The 25,416-nt window shown below is 74.0% G+C and carries 19 protein-coding genes; 7 read left to right on the top strand and 12 right to left on the bottom strand.

What is annotated here, in order from left to right; genetic code table 11:
* The first annotated feature begins 57 nt into the window (after positions 1 to 57).
* The 4 genes from V6U77_RS15935 to dinB all read left to right on the top strand — a co-directional run bounded on the left by V6U77_RS15935 (position 58) and on the right by dinB (position 4,936).
* Entirely contained in the window at positions 58 to 1,278 is a 1,221-nt protein-coding gene (locus tag V6U77_RS15935; protein WP_334607111.1) for a PP2C family protein-serine/threonine phosphatase, read from the top strand.
* An 85-nt stretch (positions 1,279 to 1,363) separates the two neighbouring features.
* Entirely contained in the window at positions 1,364 to 2,938 is a 1,575-nt protein-coding gene (locus V6U77_RS15930; protein WP_334607110.1) for an FMN-binding glutamate synthase family protein, read from the top strand.
* A gap of 173 nt (positions 2,939 to 3,111) precedes the next feature.
* Positions 3,112 to 3,636, top strand: coding sequence for a GNAT family N-acetyltransferase (locus V6U77_RS15925; protein WP_334607109.1), 525 nt, complete (start codon positions 3,112 to 3,114; stop codon positions 3,634 to 3,636).
* Between the two features lie 112 nt (positions 3,637 to 3,748).
* Entirely contained in the window at positions 3,749 to 4,936 is a 1,188-nt protein-coding gene (dinB, locus tag V6U77_RS15920) for a DNA polymerase IV (protein WP_334607108.1), read from the top strand.
* Between the two features lie 77 nt (positions 4,937 to 5,013).
* Here dinB and V6U77_RS15915 read toward each other — a convergent pair whose 3' ends face one another.
* Positions 5,014 to 6,618: a Na+/H+ antiporter gene (locus V6U77_RS15915; protein WP_334607107.1), complete on the bottom strand. Its 1,605-nt coding sequence runs from the start codon at positions 6,616 to 6,618 to the stop codon at positions 5,014 to 5,016.
* Between the two features lie 233 nt (positions 6,619 to 6,851).
* Here V6U77_RS15915 and V6U77_RS15910 point away from each other — a divergent pair, with 233 nt between their 5' ends.
* Positions 6,852 to 7,331 (top strand): hypothetical protein, encoded by a 480-nt coding sequence (locus V6U77_RS15910; RefSeq protein WP_334607106.1) that lies wholly within the window; start codon positions 6,852 to 6,854, stop codon positions 7,329 to 7,331.
* A 149-nt stretch (positions 7,332 to 7,480) separates the two neighbouring features.
* The gene (locus V6U77_RS15905; protein ID WP_334607105.1) at positions 7,481 to 7,813 is read left to right on the top strand and encodes a hypothetical protein; all 333 of its coding nucleotides are present in this window, start codon (positions 7,481 to 7,483) and stop codon (positions 7,811 to 7,813) included.
* 186 nt (positions 7,814 to 7,999) lie between these two features.
* On the opposite strand, the gene V6U77_RS15900 is transcribed toward V6U77_RS15905, so the two are convergent.
* The 10 genes from V6U77_RS15900 to V6U77_RS15855 form a co-directional block, all read right to left on the bottom strand.
* Positions 8,000 to 8,887 (bottom strand): SDR family oxidoreductase, encoded by an 888-nt coding sequence (locus tag V6U77_RS15900; protein WP_334607104.1) that lies wholly within the window; start codon positions 8,885 to 8,887, stop codon positions 8,000 to 8,002.
* A gap of 153 nt (positions 8,888 to 9,040) precedes the next feature.
* Positions 9,041 to 11,461 (bottom strand): carbohydrate-binding module family 20 domain-containing protein, encoded by a 2,421-nt coding sequence (locus tag V6U77_RS15895; RefSeq protein ID WP_334607103.1) that lies wholly within the window; start codon positions 11,459 to 11,461, stop codon positions 9,041 to 9,043.
* 252 nt (positions 11,462 to 11,713) lie between these two features.
* Positions 11,714 to 12,643 carry an ROK family protein gene (locus V6U77_RS15890; protein WP_334607102.1) on the bottom strand — a complete coding sequence of 310 codons (930 nt, stop codon included), beginning with the start codon at positions 12,641 to 12,643 and terminating at the stop codon, positions 11,714 to 11,716.
* Between the two features lie 40 nt (positions 12,644 to 12,683).
* The gene (locus V6U77_RS15885; protein ID WP_334607101.1) at positions 12,684 to 14,141 is read right to left on the bottom strand and encodes an argininosuccinate lyase; all 1,458 of its coding nucleotides are present in this window, start codon (positions 14,139 to 14,141) and stop codon (positions 12,684 to 12,686) included.
* Positions 14,142 to 14,206: 65 nt separating this feature from the next.
* Positions 14,207 to 15,160: an amidohydrolase family protein gene (locus V6U77_RS15880; protein ID WP_334607100.1), complete on the bottom strand. Its 954-nt coding sequence runs from the start codon at positions 15,158 to 15,160 to the stop codon at positions 14,207 to 14,209.
* A complete protein-coding gene (locus tag V6U77_RS15875) occupies positions 15,157 to 16,056 on the bottom strand; it encodes a creatininase family protein (protein WP_334607099.1) in 900 nt (299 codons plus the stop codon). The genes V6U77_RS15880 and V6U77_RS15875 overlap by 4 nt, the downstream gene beginning before the upstream one ends.
* Positions 16,053 to 17,837, bottom strand: a complete 1,785-nt coding sequence (locus V6U77_RS15870) for an ABC transporter permease (RefSeq protein ID WP_334607147.1) — start codon at positions 17,835 to 17,837, stop codon at positions 16,053 to 16,055. The genes V6U77_RS15875 and V6U77_RS15870 overlap by 4 nt, the downstream gene beginning before the upstream one ends.
* 5 nt (positions 17,838 to 17,842) lie before the next feature.
* Positions 17,843 to 18,916 carry an ABC transporter ATP-binding protein gene (locus tag V6U77_RS15865; RefSeq protein WP_334607098.1) on the bottom strand — a complete coding sequence of 358 codons (1,074 nt, stop codon included), beginning with the start codon at positions 18,914 to 18,916 and terminating at the stop codon, positions 17,843 to 17,845.
* Between the two features lie 93 nt (positions 18,917 to 19,009).
* Positions 19,010 to 20,062, bottom strand: coding sequence for an extracellular solute-binding protein (locus V6U77_RS15860; protein WP_334607097.1), 1,053 nt, complete (start codon positions 20,060 to 20,062; stop codon positions 19,010 to 19,012).
* Between the two features lie 49 nt (positions 20,063 to 20,111).
* Positions 20,112 to 21,275: an ROK family protein gene (locus V6U77_RS15855; RefSeq protein ID WP_334607096.1), complete on the bottom strand. Its 1,164-nt coding sequence runs from the start codon at positions 21,273 to 21,275 to the stop codon at positions 20,112 to 20,114.
* A gap of 416 nt (positions 21,276 to 21,691) precedes the next feature.
* Here V6U77_RS15855 and V6U77_RS15850 point away from each other — a divergent pair, with 416 nt between their 5' ends.
* Entirely contained in the window at positions 21,692 to 24,385 is a 2,694-nt protein-coding gene (locus tag V6U77_RS15850) for a sugar-binding protein (RefSeq protein WP_334607095.1), read from the top strand.
* Positions 24,386 to 24,544: 159 nt separating this feature from the next.
* Here V6U77_RS15850 and V6U77_RS15845 read toward each other — a convergent pair whose 3' ends face one another.
* Entirely contained in the window at positions 24,545 to 25,306 is a 762-nt protein-coding gene (locus V6U77_RS15845; RefSeq protein ID WP_334607094.1) for a sulfite exporter TauE/SafE family protein, read from the bottom strand.
* Between the last annotated feature and the right edge of the window lie 110 nt (positions 25,307 to 25,416).

The following is a 25,416-nucleotide window of genomic DNA, read 5'->3' as shown; positions in this document are numbered from 1 at the left end:
CGGGCCGGCAGCCGTCGCGCGGAAGGCGGACGCGGCCGTCAGGGCTAGGATCCGGTAGTGGTCGAGCAGGGGCTGATCCAGGACGACGAACGGTTGCGCCGCATCGAGGCTGTGACCGACGCGGCGCTGTCCCGCCTGGACGCGGCCGATCTCTTCGACGAACTCCTCGACCGGGTCCGGGACCTGCTCGACGTCGACACGGCGGCCATCCTCATGCTGGACACGCACGCGCAGCAGCTCGTGGCCACCGCGGCCAAGGGGCTGGAGGAGGAGGTCCGGCAGGGCTTCCGCGTCTCCGTCGGCCGGGGGTTCGCCGGCCGCATCGCCCTGACCCGGCGGCCGGTGATCGTCGAGGACGTCACCCCCGGCGCCGTGGTCAACCCGGTCCTGCTGACGATGGGGCTGCGGTCGCTGCTCGGCGTGCCGATGTTCGCCCGGGGCGAGCTGATCGGGGTGCTGCACGTCGGCACGCTCATCCGACGCCGGTTCACCACCGACGACGTACGCCTGCTGGAGCTGGTCGCCGACCGGGCCAGCCTGGCCAACCTCGCCCGGTCCAACAACCTCGACCAGAGCGCCGCCCTCGCCCTGCAACGCAGCCTGCTGCCCACCCAGCTGCCCGGCGTGCCGGGCCTCGACATGGCCGCCCGGTACGTGCCCGGGCACGTCGCCGGGGTCGGCGGCGACTGGTACGACGTCTTCGCCCTGCCCTCGGGTTGGCTGGGCCTGGTCATCGGCGACGTGTCGGGCCACGGCCTGCAGTCCGCCGTGATCATGGGGCGCATCCGCAGTGCGCTGCGCGCCTACGCGCTGGTCTGTGACGGTCCGGCGGAGGCGTTGACGCTCCTCGACCGCAAGGTCGGCCACTTCGAGGCCGGGAACCTCACCACGGCGCTCTACGCCATGATCTCCCCCGACCGGACCCGCGTCCGGCTCTCCGCCGCCGGGCACCTGCGCCCCGTCCTCGCCGTGCCGGGCCGGCCGGGCACGCCCGTCGAGGTCCACACCGATCCCCCGCTCGGCACCGGTCGCCGACCGCCGGCCCGGCAGCACACGGAGGTGGACTTCCCGCCGGGCGCGGTGCTCGTCTGCTTCACCGACGGCCTCGTCGAACGCCGCCACGAGGTCATCGACGTCGGCCTCGGGCAGCTCGCCGACGTGGTCCGGCCGGGGCCGGCCGAGCAGGTCTGCGCCACGGTCATGGACGCCCTCGGCGTCGAGCAGCCCACCGACGACGTCGCCCTGCTGGTCGTCCGCCGCCTCCCGACGTCGCCCTGAGCCGCCCGCCGTCCGGGGCGTCGCCGCCGGCCGGGTGACCGCAGGCGGCGTTTGGCGGGCGACGATCGCGGAAAGAGTGGCGGGCATGAAGTGGGCAAGCCGAGCCATACCCGCCGCCGTCGCCGCCGTCGCGGCCCTCGCCGCGCGTGACCTGATGCAGCGCGACCACGCGTTGCTGCGTACCTTCCCCGTCCTGGGTCGGGCGCGGTACCTGCTGGAGTCCATCGGGCCGGAGCTGCGCCAGTACATCGTCGCGGGCAACAACGAGGAGCGGCCGTTCACCCGCGACCAGCGCCGCTGGGTGTACGCCTCGGCGAAGCAGCAGAACAACTACTTCGGCTTCGGCACCGACAACAACATCGAGTTCACGCCCGGATATCCGATCATCAAGCACCGCACCTTCGGTCGGGCCGTCCCACCGTCGACGCCGGGCGCCGGGCACGACGTGCGGTTGCCGTGCGCCAAGGTGCTGGGCGCCGCCCGGGGGCGTGCACGCGCGTTCCGGCCCGAGTCGGTGGTGAACATCTCCGGCATGAGCTTCGGGTCGCTGTCCGGCAACGCCGTCGAGGCGCTCAACCGGGGCGCGGCCCTGGCCGGCTGCCTGCAGAACACCGGCGAGGGCGGCCTGTCGCCGTACCATCGCAAGGGCGGTGACCTGGTCTTCCAGATCGGCACGGCGTACTTCGGCTGCCGCGACGAGCACGGCCGCTTCAGCCTCGACCGGCTCAAGGACCTGGTCGCGGGCGCGCCGGTACGGGCGCTGGAGATCAAGCTCAGCCAGGGCGCGAAGCCCAGCCTCGGCGGCCTGCTGCCGGCGGCCAAGGTCTCCGCCGAGATCGCCGCGACGCGCGGCATCCCGCAGGGGCGCGACTGCGTCAGCCCGTCCCGGCACGCCGAGTTCTCCGACTGCGACAGCCTGCTCGACTGGGTCGAGCTGCTCGCCGCCGAGACCGGTCTGCCGGTCGGCATCAAGTCCGCGGTGGGCGACCTCGGCTTCTGGGAGGAGCTGACCACCCTGATGCGCGACACCGGGCGCGGGGTCGACTTCGTCACCGTCGACGGCGGCGAGGGCGGCACCGGCGCCGCGCCGCTGATCTTCACGGACTCGGTGTCGCTGCCGTTCCAGCAGGGCTTCGCCCGGGTCTACAAGGTCTTCGCCGAGCGCGAGCTGCACGAGCAGGTGGTGTTCGTCGGCGCCGGCAAGCTCGGCCTGCCCGACAACGCGGTGGTGGCGTTCGCGCTCGGCTGCGACATGGTCAACGTGGGCCGCGAGGCCATGCTGGCGATCGGCTGCATCCAGGCCCAGAAGTGTCACACCGACACCTGCCCCACCGGCGTCGCCACGCAGAACCCGTGGCTCGCCCGGGGCGTGGATCCGGGCTCGAAGTCGGTCCGCGCGGCCAACTACGTCCGCACGCTGCGCCGGGACCTGGTCAAGGTCGCCGAGGCGTGCGGCGTCGAGCACCCGGGCCTCGTCGACACCGACTCGATCGAGATCCTCGACGGCCGGACCGCCTCCCACCCCCTGCACGAGGTGTACGGCTACCGCCCCGGGTGGGGACTGCCGTCGGCGGCCGATCGGGAGGAGATCGTCCGGCTGATGTCGGCGGAGGCCCCGCAGGGCGGCACCGCCCCGCCCTCGCCGACCGCGATGTCCTGATCGTCCGCGACGCGTCGCACGAGGCGATCTCGCCTGGTATCCGGTCCGGGTGCTGCCGCTGGTGGCCGTGCACCGGATCGTCGCCGCCTGCGCCCGTCGGGCGGCTGACGGGGTGAGCGGGCGCCGCCGTTAATGGCGCGCGTCGGGTGCACGGCCGCGCCTATCGTGGCCCGGTGCTGATCAGACGCGAGACCGCCGCCGACGTCGACGCGATCCGGGCGGTGCACCTGGCCGCCTTCGCCGACCCGGAGAAGTCGGACGCCGTACCCGTCGAGGCGGGGTTGGTGGACGCGCTGCGGGCCGACGACGGGTGGCTGCCGACCCTCTCCCTCGTCGCGGCGGACGACGCCGGGCGGGTGGTCGGGCACGTGGTGTGCACCCGGGGTCGGGTCGCCGGCGAACCGGTCGCGCTGGGGTTGGGTCCGCTCGGCGTGCTGCCGGCCTGGCAGCGGCGCGGGGTCGGCTCCGCGCTGATGCACGCGGTGCTCGGCGCGGCCGACGCGCGCGAGGAGGCCCTCGTGGTGCTGCTCGGGCATCCCGACTACTACCCGCGCTTCGGGTTCCGCCCGGCGGTCGACCTCGGCGTCACCCCGCCGCAGCCGTGGGGGCCGCGCCACTTCATGGCCCGGCCGCTGAGCGCCTGGCGGTCGTCGATCCTGGGGGCGTTCGCCTACGCCCGCCCGTTCGACGAGCTGTAGGCCGCCGCGCCGCTCGGGCGCGCGGCCCCGGCGCCTCCGGCGGGGATGTCCGCGGGGCCGCGTTCGGGCAGGTCACTGCCGTCATCGCGGGCCTTCGTGCGAACATGTGTTCGTGTCGCGCGAGGCCAGCATCCTGCACGCCGACCTGGACGCGTTCTACGCGTCGGTCGAGCAGCGCGACGATGCGCGCCTGCGCGGCCGAGCCGTGATCGTCGGCGGCGGCGTGGTCCTCGCGTGCAGCTACGAGGCGAAGGCCCGGGGCGTACGCAGCGCGATGGGCGGCCGGCAGGCCCGGCGGCTCTGCCCGGAGGCGATCGTCGTGCCGCCGAGGATGGCGGCCTACACGGCGGCGAGCCGCGCGGTGTTCGAGATCTTCCGGCGGACCGCCCCGCTCGTCGAAGGGCTCTCCATCGACGAGGCGTTCCTCGACGTGGGCGGCCTGCGCCGGCTGGTCGGACCGCCCGCCGACATCGCCGCCCGGCTGCGCCGGGAGGTGCGCGAGCGGGTCGGCCTGCCGATCACCGTCGGCGTGGCCCGCACGAAGTTCCTCGCCAAGGTCGCCAGCGGCGTCGCCAAGCCCGACGGCCTGCTGGTCGTCCCGCCGGACGGGGAGCTGGCGTTCCTGCACCCGCTGCCCGTGGAGCGGCTGTGGGGCGTCGGGCCGGTCACCGCGGCGAAGCTGCGCGAGCGACGCGTCCGCACGGTCGGGCAGGTCGCCCGCCTCGGGGAGGCCACGCTGGTCTCGCTGCTCGGCGCGGGTGCCGGTCGCCACCTGCACGCCCTGGCGCACAACCGCGATCCCCGGCCGGTGCAGGTCGGCCGCCAGCGTGCGTCGATGGGCGCGCAGCACGCCCTCGCCGCCGTACCGCACTCCCCCGCCGAGCTGGAGGCGATCCTCGCCGGCCTGGTCGACCGGGTGACCCGGCGGATGCGGGCGGCCGCGCGGGCCGGGCGGACGGTGACGCTGCGCCTGCGCTTCGGCGACTACACTCGCGCGACGCGTTCGCGCACGGTGGCCAAGGCGACCGCCGACACGGCCCCGCTGCTCGGCGCGGCGCGGGCGCTGCTGCGGGCCGCGCTGCCCGAGATCGAACGGCGGGGCGTGACCCTGCTCGGGGTGTCGGTCGGAAACCTGGACGACTCCCCCGTCCAGCCGCCGCTGCCGTTCGACCGCGATCCGGGGGCGGACCTGGACGCGGCGGTGGACGCGGTGCGGGACCGGTTCGGGTCGGGGGCGCTCACCCGGGCGGTGCTGCTCGGCCGGGACCCCGGCCTGGAGATGCCGCTGCTGCCGGACTGAACCGCCGCGCCGTCGCGGGACGCCCGACGGCGGTGACCCGTGACGGCAGGACGGCGCCCGGGACCCGTAGGAGACGGTTACGACGGGGGCAGCGACGGCAGCACGCTCTCCTCGTGGTCCAGTTCCCGCTCCAGGATGCGCATGTCGGCGTCGGCGAGGCGACCGGCGTTGCGCCAGGCGAGCAGTTCGTCGCGCTCGGCGGCGATCATCTCCCGCCGGGCCCGCAGGGCCGCGCGGTAGCGGTCGTCCACCGGCAGCACCTGGTCCTCGACGTGGGAGAGCACCGCGACCCGTTCGGTGTAGCGCCTGTGGCGGCCCTCGGCGGCCCTGCACAGCGGGGCGGCGACGTCGCGTACGCCCGGGTCGGCCTCGACGAGGGCGTCCAGCCGGTCGAGGGCGGCCCGCACCGCCGCGGCGCGGGCCTCGTTGCGGGCCAGCGCCCGGCTGACGTCGGTGCCCGGCAGCCGCAGCCGGCGCAGCAGCGGGGCGAACGTCAGGCCCTGGCCGACGAGGGTGACCAGCACCACCAGGTACGCGCAGAACAGCAGCAGGTCGCGGGCGGGCGTGCTGGCCGGCAGCGTGAACACCGCCGCGAGGGTGATGACGCCCCGGGTGCCCGCCCAGCTCAGCGCGAGCAGTTCCCGACCGGACAACGGCGGGTTGCCGGGACGGGGGTCGCCGCCGAGGCGGACGTGCATCCGGGCGGGCAGGTGCGCGGCGGCCAGCAGCCACAGCGGACGCACCAGCAGCACGGTGCCGACGGTGACGGCCCCCGCCGCGACGACGGTGCCGACGTCGTAGGCGGCCAGCCCGCGTACGACGGCGGGCAACTGCTGGCCGATGAGCAGGAACACGTAGCCCTCGAGGAGGTACTCCACCAGGTGCCAGACCGAGCGGGTCTGCAGCCGTGCGCCGCTGGACTGCAGGGTCGCGCTGCGGTGGCCCAGCCAGAGGCCGGCCACGACGACGGCCAGGACCCCGGACACGTGCAGGCTCTCGGCCGCCACGTAGGCGGCGAACGGGGTGCCCAGGGACAGGGCGTTGTCGGTCAGCGGATCGGAGGCCTTCCTGCGCAGGTACGCGATGACCCACGCCACCGCCATGCCGACGGCCAGTCCGCCGGCGGCGACGAACAGGAAGTCGCCCACGGCGTGCCCGACGGAGAACCTGCCGCCGACCGCCGTCGCCACGGCCACCTGCAGGATCGTCAGGGCGGTCGCGTCGTTGAGCAGCCCCTCCCCCTCGACCAGCGTGGTCAGCCGGGGCGACAGGCCGGCCCGCCGGCCGATCGACAGCGCCGCCACCGGGTCCGGCGGGGAGACCGCCGCGCCCACCGCGATGGCGAAGCTCAGCGGGACGGCGGCCACCACCGCGTTGAGCCCGAAGCCCACGGCGAGCGCCGTGACCAGGACCAGCGCCACCGACAGGCCGATCACCGTCCGGGCGTTGCGACGCAGCGCGATCAGGCTGGACTGCAGGGCGGCGGCGTAGAGCAGCGGCGGGATGACGAGGTAGAGCACGACCTCGGGATCGAGCTCCAGGTTCGGGCCGGGCAGGTAGCCGTAGGCGATCCCGGCGAGGACCAGCAGCACCGACGCCGGCAGGTTGGTGCGACGGGCCAGGGCGTTGGCGAGGACGACCACGAGCAGTCCGCCGAGGGCCAGAGCCAACAGCGCGCCCATCCGCGTCGGTCCCTCCGCTTGTCGGCATCCGCCCTCGGCGACCACCGTAACCGATCATGCGGCGGTGGTCGGTGGGGTGCCCTCCCGGCAGCCGAGGCGGGGCGGATGCGATCCCGAGAACCAGTGGATCCGCTGCGCCCGGCGGTGGGTGGGTGTGCCCACGTCCTGCCTGAAGGCCGCCCACATACTTACCCGAGCAGCGTGGACCGGCCCGCGGGAAGAAGGCGACAGACATGACCGAGCCGCACCGACTGACGTCGCCGATCACCGCGCTCGTCCTGGTGCTCGGCACACCGGTGGCTTCCTGGTGGCTCATCGGCGACCTGACCAACGACGAGGCCCGACGACTCGCCGCCGAGGGCGTCGAGTTGGACTACGCGATCCGGCCGGTCAGCCTCGGCCCGGCGGGGGACCGGATCGTCGGCGTCCTGGCGTGCGTCGGCGTCGTCGTCGCGCTCGCCTGGTTGCTCCGGGCCACCGCACGCCGCCGTCTCGACCCCCGGTGGTGGTGGGTGCTGGTGCCGCTCGTCGGAGCCGGCGTCCTCGTCGGCCTCGGCTGGCGGGTGCTGACCGCCGGAGGAATCGGCGCCAACATCGGAGCGGGGCTCATGGTCATCGCAGGTGGACCGGCGCTGGCGGTCCTGCTGATCGTCGCCGCCGTCGCGGCGGTGCGGATGCGCCGGCCGCGGCGGGGCCCGGACGCCTCCGGGTGACGGCCGGGCCCCGCCTGTCTCGCCCGTCCCCCGGCCGGCGGAGGGGCTCCGCGGTCCTACTCCGCAGCCTGGGAGGGGTGTCGAGGTTTCGTCGGCGTGGAAACTGGAGAAGCTGAAGATCGCACCTGCGCTCAAGGGGGATCAAACTCGTGTCCGACACCACTGACCGGTCCGACCGTCAGGCAGACCGTCCCGCCGAGGTGACCGACCCGTTGCTGTGGAAGCTCGCCCTGGACGTGGCCGACGCCCACGAACCGGACGGGGACGGCGGGTGCCGCAACCTGCTCTGCGCGGGCCAGGCCTGGCCCTGCCCGGCCTGGAACAACGCCCAGCGTGCCCTGCGCATGGCCCGGTCCGACTCCGGGCAGTCGTCGCCACACGCGGTGCGGCCGGCCGGCGGCCAGGACCGCTCGGACCGGTCCGCCGGCGGGTTGGCGCAGCGCACCCGGTCGAGCGACCCCCGGGCCGCGTCGGCGGCCTAGTGCTTCAGCCGTAGGTCGGGAAGCCATCCGTCAGGGCGCCGCCCGGCTGCTTGGTGACCCACATCCGACCAGCGCGCCGCCGGCCTGGCGACCCCGAGGCCAGCCGCGCGGATCTGCCGCGGTTCCTTCCCCGCCACCCGGCTCGCGGGCGGCGTCGGCCGTGCGCCTGGCGCGCAGGACAGGCCCCTACCGGCGGCCGGTGAAGTCCTCGGCGTGGTCGCGGGCCCACTGCGCGTACGTCAGGGCGGGCCGGCCCAGCAGACGCCGGACGGTGTCGGTGACCGGCTCGGGTCGTGCGACCATCGCCGCGTGGCCGGCGATGATGCCGGCGGCCACGCTCGCCGGCATCGAGGGGAAGAGCTCGGCGGCGGCCTGTGCGGAGTCCATCTCCTCGTAACGCAGCGTCCGGCCCAGCGCGGCACCGATCGCCGCGAGCTGCTCCACCTGCGTCAACTGCTCGGGGCCGGTCAGGTGGTAGGCCCCGCGGTGGTGCTCGTCGTCCGTCAGCAGTCGCGCTGCCACCGCCCCGAGGTCCGCCTCGTGCACCAGGGCCCGGCTGGCCTGGGGCACGAACCACCGCAGTACGTCCGACCGCCGGATCTGCGGCGCCCACGCCAGGGTGTTCGCGGCGAACCCGCTGGAGCGCAGGAAGGCGTACTCGGCGGCCGAGGCCGCGATCAGGGCCTCCACGTGGGCGTGGGAACCCATGATGGTCCCGTCCGGCCCAGCGGCACCGTCCGGGTTGTCCGGTACGCCGTGGGCGGACAGGTAGACGATGCGCCCGACCCGCTCGGCCAGCGTCGCCACCAACCGACCGGCCGCCCGGTCGGCGGTGACCGACGGAAAGACGAGGAACAGCGCATCCACGCCGTCCAGGGCGGCGCTCAGGCCGTCGGGCACGGTGAGATCACCGCCGAGCACCTCCACCCGCGGCCCCAGGGCCACCGATGCCCTCGCCGGATCGCGGGACAGCACGCGCACCCGCGCGTCCCCGGCCCCGACGAGCCGGGCGACGACCTGCCCACCCACGCGACCGGTCCCACCGGTCACCAGTACCGTCCGCCGCACGCTCATACCGACCACGTCCTGTCCGCTCGATCAGATCCGACGTGTCGACGGTAGAAGTTGAAGTGGACTTGAGAGCAAGCGCCGGCGAGGCCACGGCAGCCGCCGCGGGTGCGACGGCCGGGGTGGCCGGCCCCGGGGCGGGGCCGGCCACCGGTTGCGTCAACGCCAGGTGTCGGTGCGGGTGTGGGTGCCGCCCGCCGGGGTGGTGAAGCTCCGGTTGCCGCCGGCCTCCCAGGTGACGGAGCCGTCGGGGTTCTTCTTCAGGTACTTGTACTCGACGGCGGTGTTCGGCGGCAGGCTGACGGTGGCCCGCCAGAGCGGGTAGTCGGCCGGGGACAGGGCGACGGCGTGCGCGGGGTTCCAGCCGCCGAGGGCGGGGAGGTTGCCGACGACGTACACGTTCTGGCCGAAGGAGGTGGTGGCGGTGGCGTGGAAGGCGGTGGCGACCGGCCCGGCGGTGTCGCCGCGGAAGGTCTCGGTGACGGTGTGGCTGCCGCCCGCCGGGGTGGTCAGGCTCCGGTTCGCGCCGGACTCCCAGGTCACGGCCCCGGCCGCGGTCTTCTTGATGAACTTGTACTCCACGGTGGCGGAGCGGGGCAGGTCGACCACGCCGCGGAACACCCCGCCGACGGCGGGCAGCCGTACCGCGTTCGCCGGCGCCCAGTCGCCCAGCGCCGGGACGCCGCCGACGACGTAGACCTCCTGGCCGGCGGTCACGGCGGCGGTGACGGTGAAGGTCGTGGCGACGGTGTCCCCGACGGGCCCCGGCACGTAGGTGTCGGTCCGGGTCGTCGTCCCGCCGGCCGGGGTGGTGAAGGTACGGCTGCCGGCCTCCTGCTCGACCACCGTGGCGCCGCTCCTGACCAGGTACCGGTAGGTCACGGCGGTGGCCGCCGGCAGGTCCACCGTCGCGGTCCAGGTGCCGGTGCCGGTACGGGTGAGCGGCACGGAGGCGGTCGGGTCGCCGTTGCCGAGGGCGGGGGTGTCGCCCACGAGGTGCAGCGTCCGGTCGGCGGGCAGGGAGGCGGCGGCGGTGAACGTGGTGGCCACCTTGGCGGCGGGGCCGCCCCGGGCGTCGGCGTGGATGGCGACCGCGCCGTTGGCGGGGATGGTGACGGTGGCCCGGCCGCCGGTCACGGTGACCGTGGCGCCGGTGCACCCGGCGGCGGTGGCGGCGCCGGAGATGACGTCGCAGTACGCGCCGTCGGCGAGGCCGGTGACGAACTGGGCGGTGCTGGCGGCGGTGGAGTCGTTGATGCCGATCCACCCGCGATCGCCCCGGTGGAAGCCGATGACGTTGCTGTTGACGACCGTGAAGTCCGAGATGGTCTTGACGGCCCGGGCGGTGTTGGCCCAGCCGACCATGCCCTTGATGCCGGTGGACCGGGTCAGGCAGGTCCAGTTGTCGCCGCAGACGGTGTCGGTCACGTGGCCGCTGCCGGTGGCCGGCGGCGACTGGTTGCGGTTCGACCAGGTGAAGCTGTCGTAGACCGAGGGCTTGCCGTGCGGGTACGCCAGCGCGAAGTAGTTGGCCAGGGTGTAGTCGCTGCCGTTCTTGTACGACAGCACCACCCCGTCGCGTTCGAGGTCGTGGTTGGTGACCATGGCGAAGACGTTGGCGCCGGGCGCGTCGAGGTTCCAGTTCGGGATGTTCGCCAGGTTCGCGATCGAGCCCTGGAAGCTGGACCTGAGGCCCTTGGCGTACGCGAAGTCGAGCACGTCGCCGTTGCCGATGAAGGCGCGGGCCTTGAGCGCGTCGTTCGAGGCGCCGTCGAAGATCTCCTGGGCGACGTACGGGCGCCTGTTCTCGGCGACCGTGTTGTCGAGCCTGCCGAGGATGGCCGCGAAGTCTGCCTTCCTGACGTGCTTGACCGCGTCGACGCGGAACCCGTCCACGCCCAGGCCGATCAGGTCGTTGAGGTACGCGGCGATCTTGTCGCGGACCTGCTCCTTCTCGGTGTAGAGGTCCGACAGGGAGAGCAGTTCGCAGCTGGTCACCTGGGACTCGTTGTTCCAGTCGGTGATGCCGCCGGAGGTCGGGCAGTTGTCGCCGGGGTGGTGGAAGTCGCCGTGGCCGTACGGCACCGCCGGATAGCCGTAGCCGGTGAAGGTGGTGCCGGCGTAGCCGACGGTGCCGGCGGGGTTGTTGACCCCGGCCATGTGGTTGACGACCGCGTCGACGTAGACGCGTACGCCGGCGGCGTGGCACGCGGTGACCATGGCGGCGAACTGCTGGCGGTTGCCGAACCGGCTCTCCAGCCTGTAGGACACCGGCTGGTACACCTCGTACCAGGGGTGGGCCCCGTCGGCGCTGGTGGGCAGGCTGACCGACTCCTGCGGCGGCGCGACCTGGACCGCGCCGTAGCCCGCCGGTCCGAGGTGGTCGGTGCAGGCCGCGGCGACGGAGTTCCAGTTCCACTCCCACAGGTTGGCCGTCACCTCGCTGTCGTTGAGGGCGACGGCGGCGCGGGCGGGCGCGGCGGCGCTCGCCACGAGCGGGGTGACGCCGGACGCCACGACGGCGGCGGCGAGGAGCAGGCGGGGGATGCGGGCGCGCAGGGGCGGTGTCGATCGTGCCATGACAGGGAGACCTTCTTCCGGGGACGAAGAGGCACTGACGAGAAGGGACGGCCGTCCGCGTAGCAGAGACAATGCTCGATACCCGGCAGGTTCTGCAATACCTTGCAGCAAACTTCTCGAAATTTCATGGCAACATCGGCATCAGCCCTCGAAGACTCCGCCTATCGCAGGCAAAAGCCATGAAGCCGGCGATCCACGATGGACCGTCGGCTTCATGGTCTGCAAGTGCTTGCAAGGGCTGGACCGGACCGGTCAGCGGGGTTTCGGCACCGCCTCGCGGGCGAGGATGACCGCGCCGAGCAGGGCCGCGTCGTCGGCGAAGCGCGACAGCACCACCTCCGGCGGGTACGGCAGGACCGCCGCCATCCGCTCCCCCAGCAGGCTTCGGATCAGCGTGTTGCCGGCCACCCCGCCGACCAGCACCACCCGCTGCGGGTCGAGCAGCAGGCAGCAGGTGACCAGGTGGCGGGCCAGTTCGTCGACCCGGGCGGTCAGCGCGTCCCGGGCCGCGCCGGGCCGCTCGGCGGCGGCGGCCAGGCCCCGCGCACCGGCCGCCACGCCGAGGGAGTCGGCGAGCCGGTCCAGCGCCCGGCCGGAGAAGCCCAGCTCCAGCATCGTGCCCGGCCACGGGCCGCCGGCCACGGCGTACCCGATCTCGCCGGCCGCCCCGTGGTGGCCGGCCAGCACCGACCCGCGGACCGTGACCGCCGCCGCCACGCCGGTGCCCAGCCCCACCACCAGGCCGGGGTCGGCGTCGCGGAGCGCCCCGAGTCGCAGCTCGGCCAGGGCGGCGGCGTTGAGGTCGTTGTCGACCGCCACCGCCGGCACCGCCAGCCGGTCCCGGACCGCGTCGGCCAGGCGCAGCCCGTCCCAGCCGGGCACGTTCGGGGCCAGGTCGATGCCGTCGGAGCGGACCACGCCGGGCGAGGCGATCCCGGCCGCCGCGACCGGTGCGCCGGTGTCCCCCAGCAGCCTCGCGGCCAGCTCCAGGGCCCGGTCCAGGGCCTGCGGAGCACCCCGCTCGGCGTGCGTCGGGACCCGCTCACGGGCCAGCAGCCGGCCCTGCGCGTCGGCGACCCCGACCGCCATCTTGGTGCCGCCGAAGTCGATGCCGAGCAGCACGCCCCCGTCACCGGACGGCGGCGCGGGCTGGGCTGCCCGACCGGCCAGCCGCACGCTCACCGGGCCACGTCCACGTGCCCGGCCGCCGCCTGCCACGCGCTCATCGGGCCGCCCCCCGCGCGGCGACGGCGTCCAGCGCCTCGTCGGCGGCGGCCAGCCGGGCGCGCACGCCGGCCAGCCGGCCGGCGACGGTGTCGAACGTGCCGCGCAGCACCGCCACCTGGGCACGCACCGCGTCCGCGCCCGGGCCGTCGACCTGGACGCGGTCGAGCACCAGCTCGGGGCGTACGGCGGCGGCGATCAGGTCGGCCACGGCGGCGTCGTCGAGCCCGTCGGCGATCCCCTCCGCCGCCGCCCGGACGTCCTGCGCGGTCCAGGTGCCCGGGGCTCCGCCGGAGACCAGCCGGCCGACCACCGAGTGGGCGGCCCGGAACGGCACCCCGTGCCGGGTCAGCGCGTCGGCCGCGGCGGTGGTGGTGGCGCCGGAGGCGACGATCTCCCCGGCCGACGGCGGCTCCAGCGGCTCGATCTCGGCGAGGAAGCCGCCGAGCAGGGCGAAGAACCGGTCGCTGCGGTCGTTGCTCTCCCAGAGCCGCACCTGCACGTCGGTGGTGGCGTTGTTGGAGTCCTCCCACCAGGCGGCGCCGACGTTGTTGAGCACGCTGGCGGCGTCGGCGGCGGTGGCGCCGGCCATCGAGACGAGGTGCTCCAGCACCACCGGGTTGCGCTTCTGCGGCATGATGCTGCTGCCCTGGGTGAAGTCGCCGGGCGTGCTCACCCAGCGCCAGCTCAGCCAGTCCATCAGGGTGCGGGCCAGCCGGGCGCCGGTCGCGAGGGCCTGGGCGTTGAGGGTGCCGACCCGCACGAGGTGGTCGGCGCCGGCCACCGCCTCGTACGAGTTGGTGACCAGGCCGTCGAAGCCGAGCAGCTCGGCCACCCGGGCGGGGGCGATGTCCAGGTCGGTGCCCGCGAAGGCGCAGGAGCCCAGCGGCGAGGTGTTGAGGGAGTCGATCAGCTCGGCGTAGGCGACGGCCTCCCCCGCGAGGGCCTCGGCGTAACCGGCGAGGGCGTGCCCGATGGTGGTGGGCTGCGCCGGGCGGCGGTGGGTGTAGCCGGTGATCACCACGTCGGCGTAGCGGTGCGCGGCGTCCAGGGCGGTCGCGCCGGTGGCGAGCACCCGGTCGAGGACCCCGAGGAGCTGGTCGCGCAGCAGCATCCGGAACACCCCGGCGTCGAGGTCGTTGCGGCTGCGCGCCATCTGCACGTCCAGCTCCGAGGTGGGGATGCCGCACGCCTGCGCCAGCCGCTTCTCCATGAGGTAGTAGGTGTCCTCGAAGCTGCCGTCGAACTCCGGCGCGCCGGCGGTGTCGGCACGCAGCTCGGCCAGCCCGCGCAGCAGCCGGGCGCCCCGCTCGGCGGGCACCAGCCCCTGCTCGGTCAGCATCACCACGTGGGCCTGACTCGCCCGCACCATCGCCGGGAAGAGGTACCCGACGTGGTGGTCGTAGGTCGGCCGCAGGTGGTGCCGCTGGTAGGTGGTCAGCGCGGGTGTGCTCATGACGGTTCTCTACTTCCTTCCGTGCCGGGCGAAGCGTCGAAGCGCCGCGCCCGGGCGTCAGCCGGTCAGTCGTCCAGGCCGAGCAGTCGCTCGGCGTTCCCGGCGAAAATCGCGCGTAGGTGCTCATCGGGCAGCCCCAGTTCGCGGCAGATCCGCAGCTGGTCGTCGAGGTAGCGGGTGACGTAACCGCGCGGGAACCACGACGAGTCGCTGCCGAACACGATCCGGTGCGGGCCGATGGTCTCGTAGCAGCGCCGGAACAGCTCCTCCAGGGTGAGCTTGTACGGCATCCAGCGCACCCACTGGTTCGACCCGGAGGTGTCGACGTGGATGTTCGGGCAGCCCCACGCGGCGAAGAGCAGGTCCTGCACGTGCTGGACGCCGAAGTGCGGCACCACCACGGCCAGCTCGGGGAAGCGGCGGGCCATCCGGGCCAGCTCGTCCGGGCCGCCGTACCGGCCGTGGGACAGGCCGCCGGCACTGCCGTAGTGACCGATGTGGATCAGCACCGGCACGCCGAGGCGCTGGGCGGTGCCCCAGAGCGGGTCGAGGGCCTCGTCGTCGAGCGGGCCGCGCAGCAGCGGGGCGAAGAGCTTCAGCCCGCGCAGGCCGCGCTCGACCACGGTGCGTTCCAGCTCGGCGGCGGCGTCGGGGCCGTACGGGTCGTGGTGGGCGAAGCCGAGCAGCAGGTCGGGGTGGCGATCGACCACGTCGGCGACGGTGTCGTTGCCGCCGCCGGTGACGAAGACCGCCCGGCGCACGTTCACCGCGCGCAGTTCCTGGGCCCAGCGGTCCGCCTCGTCCTGCCAGCGCTCCGCGGGCGGCTCCGGGTCGGGAAATCCCCACGCCTGCCGCCACCGCGCCGCGTACGGGGCGGAGCCGGCGGCCCGTACGGCCCGCTCGTGCTCGCCGCCGGGGTGCATGCCGGCGGCGTGCTCGCAGCCCCGGACGGTCTCGTCGGCGCCGATGCGGAAGTGCAGGTGGAAGTCGACGACGTCCAGTCCACGCTCGACGGTCACGGCGCCTCCTCGGGCTCGGGCCCGCCGGCGGTCGCGTCGGTCGGCAGCGGGGCGTCGGTGGGCGGGGCGGGCGGCGGGGCGGCCACCCAGGCGGCGACGACCTCGCGCAGCCGGGCCCCGGCCAGCTGCCGGACCCGCCGGCCGGCCTCCTCGCCGGCCAGCGAGATGTGCCCGGACCAGCCCTGCCACGGGTCGGGCCGGGACTCCACCAGCACGTACGGGTGGGTCACCGGCAGCTTCGGCTTCGGCGGCAGGTCGGCGACCGCGTCGAGGCGCACCGCGTCGGGGTCGAAGCCGAGCACCCCGGAGGTCTCGTACGCCCCGCCGTGCCCACGGGCGGGCAGCGGCCCGTACAGCTCCGTGGTCTCGGCCGGGGTGACCAGCTGGAACCAGTTGACCAGCAGCAGGCTCGCCGTGCGCCGCCCGGAGACCCACTCCATGGCGGCCCGGACGGTCGACATGTTCGCGTCGTGTCCGTTGACGATCAGCAACCGGGGGAACCCGGCGGCGACGATCCCCTCGATGACGTCGGCGAGGTAGCCGACCGCGATCTCGGGTCGGATCGCCACGGTGCCCGGCCACGGCCGGGTCTGACCGGGGCAGGCGGCGTACGGCACGGCGGGGAAGAGCACCCCGCGCGGGCCCGCCGCCCGGCCGGCCGGGGTGGTGGTGCCGCCGCCGGACGGCGCCGCGTCGTCGCCGCCGAGCGCGCTTTCGGCGGCGAAGCCCTCGGCGAGGATCAGGTCGGTGCCGAGCGGCAGGTGCGGGCCGTGCCACTCGACGGCGCCGACCGGCAGCACCGCGAAGTCGGCCGCCTCGGCGACCGCCGCCAGTTCCCCGCCCGGGATCCGGGCGGCGGGGACCAGCCCGCCGCCCGCCGGCCAGGCCGCGCTCACGCCGTCCACCGGGCAGCCTCCCGACTGGAGCGCCGGCCGCCGTCGAGCCGGCCGGAGAGCACCATCACCACGAAGATCAGGACCACCTGGAGCATGCCGTACGCGGCGGCGGTGCCGACCTCGAACGAGTACATCCGGTTGTTGATCTCCACGGAGATCGGCGCGGTCTCGGAGGTGTAGATCAGCACCGAGGCGACGAACTCGCCGACGCCGTGCACGAAGGCGAGCAGCGCGCCGGCCACCACGCCGGGCAGCATCAGCCGCAGCGTGACCGTGCCGAACGCCCGCCACCAGGGCGCGCCCAGGTTGCGCGCGGCCTCCTCCAGCGACGGGTCGATCTGCGCCAGGGTGGCCGAGCTGGACCGGAACACCAGCGGCAGGAACCGCACGAAGTAGGCCAGCGGCATGATCCAGAAGGTGCCGATCAGCACCTGCCCGAAGCTGAACGCGTTGCCCGTGCTGAACGCCGAGATCAGGTTGATCGCGACCACCGTGCCGGGCAGCGCCCAGGCCAGCATGACCGCCACGTCCAGCAGGCCCCGCCCACGGAAGTCCAGCCGGCGCACCGCGTACGCGATGAGCACGCCGACGACGACGCAGGCGACGGTCGCGATGAGGCTCATCTGCAACGAGTTGAGGATCGGCTGGAAGGCCGCCGGGTCGGAGAAGATCGTGACGAAGTTCTGCGTGGTGTACGCCGCCGGGATGACCTCGGTGGTCCAGGAGCCGTCCTGGGAGAAGGCCACCAGGGCGATGGTCGCCACCGGCGCGAGCAGCACCGCGGTGGCCAGGATCGAGGCGGCCAGGGCGACCCACTTGCCGAGCGGGTTGGTGATCTCGCGCCGGTGCGCGGCGACGCCCTTGGACTGGGAGCGGTAGCTGCGCCGCCCCTCGTACCAGCGCATGCCGAGCAGGAACAGCACGCTGACCACGCCGAGCACCGAGGCGTACGTGGAGGCCATCGGCAGGTCGCCGTTGGTGCGGTTGATGTAGATCTGCATGGTCATCGTCTGGTCCACCCCGAACAGCAGCGGGGCGGTGTACGACGCCAGCGAGGTCATGAAGACCAGCAGCGAGGCGGAGACCAGCGCCGGGGTGAGCATGGGCAGCAGCACCGTGCGCCACACCCGCACCCGCCCGGCCCCCAGGTTGTACGCCGCCTCCTCCACCGACGGGTCCATCCCCGACAGGGCGGCCGAGGCGGACAGGTAGAAGTACGGGTACATGGTGAAGGTGTGCACGACGAGCACCCCGGCGATGCCGCTGAACGGCAGCACCGGGTTCTCCGCGCCGAAGAGCTGCTGCAGCCCGCGCGGCAGGATGCCGGTCTCGCTGTAGAGCAGCTGGAACGAGATCGCCCCGATCAGCGGCGGCAGCGCCGCCGGCACGAGGATGATCGCCTCGATCAGCTTGCGGCCGGGGAACGAGAAGCGCTTGAGCAGGAAGGCCATCGCCACCCCGACGATGCCGCAGAGCAGCACGCTCGCCGCGGAGATCATCAGGGACGTGACCAGGGAGGACCGGGCCACACCCCCGCCCGTGACGAAGCTGCCGTAGTTCTCCACCCCGTCCACGCCGACGCTCTCGGCGAAGGTGGCGAACATGGGCTGCACCACGTACCCGAAGAGGATCAGCGCCAGCGGGAAGACCAGGAGGTACGGGAACCAGCGGGAGCCGCTGCCACCGGCGAACCGGTCGGCGAACCTGCGGCGCGGGCCGCCCGGCGGCGTCGGCTCGCCGGTGACCGGGGCGACGGTGGCCGGGCTGGGGGTGGCGGGCATGGTGCTCACGGCCGCACCACCCACATCCGCTCCCGGTTCAGCCGCAGCCCGACCTGGTCGCCGGCGGCGAGCCCGGCCGGCACGTCGATCGCGGCGACCTGCACCGGCTCGCCGGCCACGTCGACCACGAGGTTGGTGGCCATGCCGGTGAACTCCACCTCGGTGACCCGGCCGGGCAGCACGCCCGCCTCGGTGGTCGAGGTCAGCCCGATGTGCTCAGGCCGCACGGACACCAGCGCGGTGTCGCCCTGGCGCAGGCCGTGGTCGGCCGGGGCGGGCGCGGTGATCTCGCCGCCGGCGGGCAGCCCCACGGTGACGGTCTGCCCGGCGGCGGCGGACACCGGCAGGGTGAGCACGTTGCTGCGGCCGATGAAGCGGGCCACGAAGCTGGTCGCCGGGCGGTGGTAGATCTCCTGCGGCGCGCCGATCTGCTGCACCCGGCCGGACTGCATCACCGCGATCCGGTCCGACATGGCCATCGCCTCGGCCTGGTCGTGGGTGACGTAGATGGAGGTGGTGCCGGCCTCGCGCTGGATGCGGCGGATCTCGACGCGGGTCTCCTCACGCAGCTTGGCGTCGAGGTTGGACAGCGGCTCGTCGAGCAGCAGGGTGCGGGGCCGGATCACCAGCGCCCGGGCCAGGGCGACGCGCTGCTGCTGGCCGCCGGAGAGCTCGTCGATGCGCCGGTCGCCGTAGCCGGCGAGGTGGACCTGGCCGAGCGCCTCCTCGACCCGTCGCCGCGAGTCCGCCCGGCCGACCTTGCGGATCTTCAGGCCGTACGCGACGTTCTGCGCGACGCTCATGTGCGGGAAGAGCGCGTAGTTCTGGAACACCATGCCGGTGTCACGCTTGTTCGGCGGCCGGCGGGTGACGTCCTCGGTACCGAACCGGATCCGCCCGGAGGTGGGGAAGTAGAACCCCGCCACCATGCGCAGGGTGGTGGTCTTGCCGCAGCCGCTCGGACCGAGCAGCGTGAAGAACTCCCCGGCGGCGATGGTGATGTCGACGTCGTCCACGGCCGCGGTGTCGCCGCCGCGCGCGAAGCGCTTGCTCACCGACTCCAGCGTGACATCGATCATGAGGCCCTCTCCTTCATGCGGTACCGGACCTTCTCGGGTCGTCAGGTGGGGGCGCGGGGGCGGGACGGGCCCGCCCCCGAAACGCCCGGGCGGTCAGCCCTTGTTCTTGATCTGGCTGTTCCAGTGGTTGATCCACTCGGTCTCGTTCTTGCCGATCACGTCCCAGTCGACGTCCAGCGGCTTGAGGCCGAGCTGGGCCAGCCACTCCGGCTTCTCGGCGATGTCCACGGCCGGGATCTGGTAGTAGTCCTTGGCCAGGTCACCGCGGAGCTTGTCGTCGAAGAGGAACTCCATGAACTTCTGGGCGCCGGTGGTGTTGCCGCCCTTGACCGCGGCGATGCCGTCGACCAGCACCGGGGCGCCGGAGGCGGGCATCACGTAGCCGAACGGCATGTTCGACTGGTTGGCCTGAAGCAGGACGTCCTGCAGGTTCCAGGCGCTGAGCACGCCCTGCTGACGGGAGAGCTTCAGGTAGAGGTCGGTCGGGTTGGCCGCGTACGCGCCGGTGTTGGCGTCGAGCTTCTTGAGCCAGTCGTAGCCGGGCTGCGGGTTGCTGCCGTCCGGGGACTGCCGCATGATCATCGACGCGTAGATCGACCGCATCGTGCCGGACGCGGCCACGTCCCGGATGATGATCTTGTCCTTCCACTCCGGCTTCAGCAGGTCGTCCCAGTCCTTCGGGGCCTGCTCCGGGGTGAGCGCCTTGTTGTTGTACATGATGACCTCGGGGAGCAGGATCTCCCCGAACCAGCGGCCCTCGGCGTCCTTGTACTTCGGGTCCATCTTGCCGGCGAACGCCGGCTGCCAGGAGGTCAGCAGGTCCTCGCCGGCACCGGCGGAGAGCCCCTGCTGGGTGCCGCCCCACCAGACGTCGGCCTGCGGGTTGGCCTTCTCCGCCCGGACCCGCTCCAGGATCTCCTGCGCGCCCAGGTTGAGGATCTCGACCTTGCCCTTGTACTCCGGGTACTTGGCGGTGAACTGGTCGACGACGTAGGTGGAGACCTTCTTGTCGCGGGCCGTGTAGATGGTCAGCTTCTCGGTGCTCCCGCCGCCGGCCGCGTCGTCACCACCGCCGCCCCCGCCGCAGGCGGTGCCGGCGGCGAGCACGGTGGCGAGCGCACCGGCGAGGAGAAGTCGACGTCTCATGAGGTACCTCCGAGGGAGTGGGGGGAACTGCGGTGTGCGTGCTGTGCGGTCAAGGGGTGGGCAGCAGGGTGGGCATGCCGGCGGCGGCCGCGGAGAGGGCGTAGCTGACCGCCCCGTGCAGCACCGCCCGGTCACCGAGCACCGCCCGGCGCACCTCCGTGGTGCTCGGCGCGGCGGCGGTGACCATCGCCTGGAGCCGGTCGACGGCGGCGTCGTCGAGCTGGGCGGCCGCCCCGCTGAGCAGCACCCGCCCCGGGTCGACGACGCAGACGCAGGAGACGATCAGCCGCGACCAGGCCGCGAGCACGTCGTCCAGGTAGTCGGCGGCCCGTTCGTCGATGGCCGCCAACGCCACCAGGTCGGCCACGGGCGAGTCCGGCCGCCGCCCGGGCGCCAGCGCCACGATCCGCTCGGCGACGGCGTTCTCCGACCAGCGGGCCTCGAACGGGCCGATGCCGTCGTGGCCCCGGTCGGTCGGGTCGAGCGGCAGGAAGCCGACCTCGCCGGCGGCCCCGCCGGCGCCGCGGCGGACCTGCCCGTCGAGCACCAGGCCGGCGCCGATGCCGTCGGCCACGTGCAGCAGCAGCAGGTCGGCGACGTCGCTGCCGGCGCCGACGGCGTGCTCGCCGGCCGCCATCAGGTTCACGTCGTTGTCCACCACCACCGGCACCCCGAGCCGCCGCTGCACCGACTCCCCCACCGGCCGGCCCTCGACGAGGCCGACAGAGGGGGCCAGGCGCACGGCCCCGCCGGTGGAGATGCCGGGTGCCGCGATGGCCACCCCGCGCAGTGCCGGCAGCCCGTCGCCGGCGAGTTCGGGCACCGAGCGGCAGATGGTGTCGACGATGTCGCCGGCGAGCCGGACCGCGCGGTGGGCGATGACGGCGCCGTCGCTGTCGGCGATCTCGCAGCTGATCCGGGACGGCTCCAGGGAGACGGCGGCGACCAGTTCCGCACGGGGATTGAACTCCAGCATCGCCCGCGGCCGGCCGGTGCGGGAGGTCCCCGGGCCGCGCTCGATGAGGTAGCCCTCGGCGATCAGCTCCCGCACGAGCGGGGTGAGCGTGGCGGGGCTCAGCCCGGTGAGCTCGGTCAGCTCGGCGCGGGAGAGCAGCCGCACCTGGCGGGCGGTGGAGATCACGGACAACCGCTTGATCTCCTTCGACCGCTCCCGGCTCACCGGGCTCGTTGGTGGCGTCACCACGTCAGTCACACTTCCTTTCTACGGCGAACGAACTTTCGGGTCAAGCATCGAGACCGTCTCGTTACTTGCGGACTCCCCCTGTGACCAGCGGAAACAGCCCTCCTCACGGCCATCCTGAGGCCGGCACGCACGAACCCTCACCGCCAGCAATGCCTCGCCTGGCGGGGAGTTAGTTTCTTTCGCAAATGAAGAAAGACCTTGCAAAGCATTGACGGGCCAGCGCGCCGGTCCCTAGCGTCACCGGGCGAAGGCCTTCCAGTGTGTACGGACCTCCGTACCGCCGCGTACCCCGGTGGCGCCGGTGCTCGCTCGTGCCCGGCACCCCTTCCCCCGCCCTCTCACCGTGCGACCCGACCCCACGTCGACGCGATGCGTCCGACGTCGAGGGTCGCTGCGCGGACCTCGCGTCACGCGAAAGGATCTGCATGCGTCTCAAGGCGTTCCTGCTACCCACGGCCCTGGCACTGGCCCTGTCCGGGACACCGGCCGTGGCCCTCGCCGCCCCCACCGACGCCCGGCCGGCGGACGCCGTCGACCTGGACGTCCTGTTCGTCAGCGCCCACCCCGACGACGAAGCCGGCAGCCTCGCCACCCTCGGCCAGTGGAAGGAGAAGCACGGCGCCAGGGCCGGCGTCGTCACCATCACCCGGGGTGAGGGCGGCGGCAACGCCGTCGGCCTCGAGGAGGGCCCGCCGCTGGGCATCATCCGCGAACGCGAGGAGCGCACCGCGATCGGCCGCGCCGGGGTGGAGAACCTCTACAACCTCGACCGCGTCGACTTCTGGTACACCGCGTCCGCGCCCCTGTCCGAGCAGATCTGGGGGCACGACGACACCCTGGCCCAGATCGTCCGGGTGATCCGCCAGACCCGGCCCGAGATCGTCATGACGATGAACCCGTCGCCCACGCCGGGCAACCACGGCAACCACCAGCAGGCCGCCCGGTTCGCCGCCGAGGCGTTCCACGCCGCCGCCGACCCGAAGGCCTTCCCCGAGCAGGTCACCAGGGAAGGGCTCAAGCCGTTCCGCGCGGCGAAGTTCCTGCGTACCGGCGGCACGGGCAGCTCGTCGACCGGGCCGCAGTGCGCCACCGGCTTCGTGCCGGCCGTCCCGACCGACCAGGTGTTCGGCGTCTGGGAGGGCGCCCGCAGCGCCGACGGCAGGACCTGGGCCGAGGTCGAGGTCGAGGCCCGCCGAGACTACGTCACCCAGGGCTGGGCCAACACCGCCGCCGCCCCCACCGACCCCGCGAAGATCCGCTGCGACTTCTACACCCTGATCGACAGCCGCGTCCCGTACGACCCGGCGGACACCACCCCCGAGGCGATCCTGCGCGGCTCGGTGCTCCCCCCGGCCGCCGGCGGGCTGCCCCGGGGCACCGAGCTCCACCTGACCGCCGACCGGTTCGACCTCGCCCCCGGGCAGAGCGTCGAGGTCACCGCCCACGTACGGGCGCCGGGCAACCGGGCGCTCACCTCGCCCCGGGTCTCCCTGCGGCTGCCGCAGGGCTGGACCGCCAGCGGTTCCGGCGCGGTGCGCGGCGCCGTACCGGCCGGCAAGGAGCGGACCGTCACCTTCACCGTGACCGTACCCGCCGGCGCCGACACCAACGCCCAACACCTCGTCGGCGCGTCCCTGACCACCGGGCAGGGCACCGGCCGCACGGACCGCGCGGTCCGGGTGGTCGCCGACGTACGCGGCACCCTGGAGCCGCTGCCCGAGGTGGGGCTGTTCCGCAGCTGGGCCGGCGACAGCGGCTACCCGCAGCTGGACACCCTGATCAAGCCGGTGCTGACCATCGGTTCCGGCAAGAGCCGGACGGTCCGCGTCGACCTGCGCAACCACGGCGAAACCGCGCAGAGCGGCACGGTGGCCCTCGGCCTGCCGGCCGGCTTCACCGCCGACGCGGCGACGAAGAGCTACGCCGCCCTGGCGCCGGGCGCGACCGGGGCGGTCACCTTCACCGTCACCAGCGACGCGGACCTGCCGACCGCCAACGCGGGCGGCGTCGGCGGCGACTACGGGATCACCATCACCACCACCAGCGCCACCGGCAGCACCGTGGAGAGCGGCGCCCTGGAGATCGTGCCGACCAGCGAGGTGCCGCACGCCGGGCACGACCACGCCGTCGACGGCGTGGCCTCCCCCGGTGAGTACCCCGGCGAGGAACTGGACCTGTCGCGCATCTGGGAGGGGCAGGCCACCACGCCGCAGGACGCCTCGGCCACCGGCCGGATCGCCTTCACCGAGGACGCGCTCGTCGTGTTCGTCCAGGTCACCGACGACGTGCTCGGCAGGAAGGTGGTGCCGCAGGACTGCAAGCGGCAGCGGCGTACCGACAGCGTGGAGATCATCGTCGACCCGAAGGGGAACTCGACCGACACCTCCACCGTGTTCAAGGCGGGCATCTTCCCGGTCACCGACGACCCGGCCAACGGCGACCCGCCGTGCTGGCAGCGCGACGCCGACAACCGGCAGGGACCGGGCGCCACGACCGCCCCGGGGATGACCGTGGTCAGCAAGGTCAGCGCGCCGTACACCGGCTACACCATCGAGGCGCGCATCCCGTTCGCGGTCCTGCCCGACGCGATCGACCCGGCGCGGATGGGCTTCAACGTGCTGGTCTACGACTCGGACACCCAGGACCTCAGCTCCCAGTCCCGCCTGGGGTGGTCCACCTTCACCGGGGTCCGGGCCGACCCGTACCGGTACGGCCTGGTCACCCTGCCCGGCCTGACCCCGGCCGTGCGGCAGCCCAGCGCCCCGGTGTTCCCGGACACCGCCGCCCGCAGCGTGCACAGCCCGCAGACCATCGCGCAGTCGGCGCAGGACGGTGTGGCCCCGGCCGCCGTCGCCCGGCTGCCCGAGCGGACACTGCGGCTGACCGGCCAGCGGCAGGTGTCCGGCGGCGTGCAGGTGACCGTCCGGGCCGACCGCGCCGGCACGGTGTACCTGCACACCGCCGACGGTGACCGGTCGTTCGGTGAGCGCTCGGTGCAGGTGCGCTCCGGCCGCCCGGTGACCGTCGTGGTGCCGGTGACCGGTGGCACGCCCACCTCCGTCCTGGCCGCCTTCGAGGCCGGGGGCGCCGCGCTCGCCCGCCAGGTCCCGCTGACCTGACCGGTGCCGGACGGGCCCTGTCATCCGACCGGATGGCAGGGGCCCGTCCGGTCTCGCGGGCCGATCGGCCCCGCGCCTGCCGACCGCCCGAGTCGCCGTAGGCAAGGCGACCGGCCCGCCCTCGTCTCCGCCCGGTCTCTCGGCGCGACCCGAGCGCGGCTACAGGACGTTGCGCCGCAGCAGGACCAGACCGAAGACCACCCCGAACGCGACGATCACCGCCCGGAGCGGGCCGCCGGGGAGCCTGCGAAGCAGCCGGGCCCCGACGTAGCCGCCGACGACGGTCGCCGGGGCCAGGATCGCGACACCCGCCCAGTCGACGGTGCCGAAAAGGACGAAGAGCACCACCGCCACGAACGAGATGACGGCCGACAGCAGGTTCTTCATGGCGACCGTCCTGGTGAGCGCCTGGCGCTGCAGCAGCGCCAGGCCGGCGACCAGGACGATGCCGAATCCGGCGCCGATGTAGCCGCCGTAGAGGCCGCCGAGGGCGACCGACACCTGCAGCGTCGCCGGGTGGCTGCGCCCCTGACGCAGCGCGGAGCGCCGGACCAGCCCGTCCAGCCGGTCCTGCGCGGCGAGGACGGTCGACGCGGCGAGCACCAGGAACGGCACGATCACGTCGAAGACGCGGCTGGGCGTGACCAGCAGCAGCGCCGACCCCGCGACCCCGCCGCCGACCGCCGCGGGCAGGACCCGGCGGATGTCCGCCACGGGCGGCAGGTCCCGGAAGCCCCCGGCGACGCTCGCCACGTTGCCGGGCAGGACGGCGACGGTGCTGGTGAGCTTGGCGGTGAGCGGCGGTACGCCGGCGGCGATCAGCGCCGAGAAGGCGATCAGGGAACCGCCGCCCGCGACCGCGTTGAAGGCGCCCGTGGCGACACCGGCGGCCAAGAGCAGCGTTGCCTGGATGGGATCCATCAGGTCCCAGGCTAGTGGCGATGCCCGGCGACCGGGCGCGTGTCCGCCGGGCGGTCCGCCCGGCCGCGGCGGGCGGCCCGGGGGCGGGCGGCCCGGGGGCGGGCGGCCCG

It is taken from the genome of Micromonospora sp. CPCC 205546 (genome assembly GCF_036902715.1).
Lineage (GTDB): Bacteria > Actinomycetota > Actinomycetes > Mycobacteriales > Micromonosporaceae > Micromonospora.
Note: the sequence above shows the minus strand (reverse complement) of the source record. Positions and strands in the feature narration are given on the sequence as shown.

What these genes read in the sequence shown, in the direction of transcription:
- V6U77_RS15930 (WP_334607110.1), top strand. Translation starts at nt 1,364, where the DNA reads ATGAAGTGGGCAAGCCGAGCCATACCCGCCGCCGTCGCCGCCGTCGCG.
- V6U77_RS15915 (WP_334607107.1), bottom strand. Translation starts at nt 6,618, where the DNA reads ATGGGCGCGCTGTTGGCTCTGGCCCTCGGCGGACTGCTCGTGGTCGTC.
- V6U77_RS15910 (WP_334607106.1), top strand. Translation starts at nt 6,852, where the DNA reads ATGACCGAGCCGCACCGACTGACGTCGCCGATCACCGCGCTCGTCCTG.
- V6U77_RS15900 (WP_334607104.1), bottom strand. Translation starts at nt 8,887, where the DNA reads ATGAGCGTGCGGCGGACGGTACTGGTGACCGGTGGGACCGGTCGCGTG.
- V6U77_RS15895 (WP_334607103.1), bottom strand. Translation starts at nt 11,461, where the DNA reads ATGGCACGATCGACACCGCCCCTGCGCGCCCGCATCCCCCGCCTGCTC.
- V6U77_RS15885 (WP_334607101.1), bottom strand. Translation starts at nt 14,141, where the DNA reads ATGAGCACACCCGCGCTGACCACCTACCAGCGGCACCACCTGCGGCCG.
- V6U77_RS15870 (WP_334607147.1), bottom strand. Translation starts at nt 17,837, where the DNA reads ATGCCCGCCACCCCCAGCCCGGCCACCGTCGCCCCGGTCACCGGCGAG.
- V6U77_RS15865 (WP_334607098.1), bottom strand. Translation starts at nt 18,916, where the DNA reads ATGATCGATGTCACGCTGGAGTCGGTGAGCAAGCGCTTCGCGCGCGGC.
- V6U77_RS15860 (WP_334607097.1), bottom strand. Translation starts at nt 20,062, where the DNA reads ATGAGACGTCGACTTCTCCTCGCCGGTGCGCTCGCCACCGTGCTCGCC.
- V6U77_RS15850 (WP_334607095.1), top strand. Translation starts at nt 21,692, where the DNA reads ATGCGTCTCAAGGCGTTCCTGCTACCCACGGCCCTGGCACTGGCCCTG.
- V6U77_RS15845 (WP_334607094.1), bottom strand. Translation starts at nt 25,306, where the DNA reads ATGGATCCCATCCAGGCAACGCTGCTCTTGGCCGCCGGTGTCGCCACG.